Below are 1,110 nucleotides of genomic sequence, written 5' to 3'. Positions count from 1 at the left end.
AGGCGGAGATGAAAGATCAACAATCCCTAGGAGCTGATTCGGTTTTTTCCGGATTCTTTAGACTGATACAAAGCGTTGTCGGCACGAATCGATAAGCGCATGGCGGACTCGCCCTGACGTAACTGTGCCACCCCAAAACTGGTTGTTATCGTCGCACGTTTATCAAGATTGGCATCAACAATCAGTTGACGTAGTTTTTCGGCGGTATGTGCTGCGGCTTCAAGCGCGGTATTTGGCAACAGAATCATAAATTCATCACCGCCCCAGCGCGCCAGCAAATCAATTTCACGGATATTCTTTTTCAACAACCGGCTCATTTGTACCAGAACCATATCGCCATTGGCATGACCAAACTCATCATTGACGATTTTAAAATCATCTATATCAAGTGCAATCACCGATAACGGTTGATGAAAACGTTCAGCTCGTTCCACTTCCAGTTCCAGTGTTTTTTCCAACCGATAACGATTGGCAACACCAGTGAGTGTATCTGTTTCGGCCAGACGTTGAACTTCAGCAATTTTACTTTCCAACTCGGCATTGGTTTGGATAAGCTGGTGAGTTCGTTCTTCTACCAAATCTTCCAACGAATGATTCTGCTGCGCCAGTCGCTCCAGATTGAGTTTACGCTCGTTGATATCACGGTGCGCTCCAATCATCCTCGCGACCGAGCCATCTTCATTCCATTCAATGATTCTGGCGCGATCCTCTATCCAAACATAATTATTATCAGACTTACGCAGGCGGTATTCAATCTGGTAGGTGCTTGCATGGTTATGAATATAATTATCAAAATGTTCCAGAACACGCCCAGAATCTTCCGGGTGCAGGCATTGTTCCCAAAATGCGACAGTAGCAGGTGTATTTGCGGCAGTATAACCCAGCATCCGAAACCATCCAGGGCTACGGTATACGTATCCTGTGTTTGCGTGCCAATCCCATACGCCATCACTGATTATGTCCAGTACGACCTGTAGACATTCATCATCTACGTCGCCAAGCCCCGTCTTCATACCCAATCCTTAGTAATCAAACACTTAAGAGCGGGAGTATCTTATAAAAATTTATGTGATGCAAGTCACAAATATATTTGGGCTGCAAATATTTCAA

The 1,110-nt window shown here is 45.0% G+C and carries 1 protein-coding gene; it reads right to left on the bottom strand.

Translation table 11 applies throughout. The features are described 5' to 3' along the window. Window positions 1-26: 26 nt before the first annotated feature. The gene (locus B3O33_RS00005) at window positions 27-1,013 is read right to left on the bottom strand and encodes a sensor domain-containing diguanylate cyclase (RefSeq protein WP_292359936.1); all 987 of its coding nucleotides are present in this window, start codon (window positions 1,011-1,013) and stop codon (window positions 27-29) included. Window positions 1,014-1,110: the final 97 nt, after the last annotated feature.

It is taken from the genome of Methylophaga sp. UBA1464 (assembly GCF_002325665.1).
In the GTDB taxonomy this organism is placed as follows: Bacteria; Pseudomonadota; Gammaproteobacteria; order Nitrosococcales; family Methylophagaceae; genus Methylophaga.
The sequence above is the reverse complement of the archived record's forward strand: the minus strand, read 5'-3'. Positions and strand labels throughout refer to the sequence as shown.

What these genes read in the sequence shown, in the direction of transcription:
- B3O33_RS00005 (WP_292359936.1), bottom strand. Translation starts at nt 1,013, where the DNA reads ATGAAGACGGGGCTTGGCGACGTAGATGATGAATGTCTACAGGTCGTA.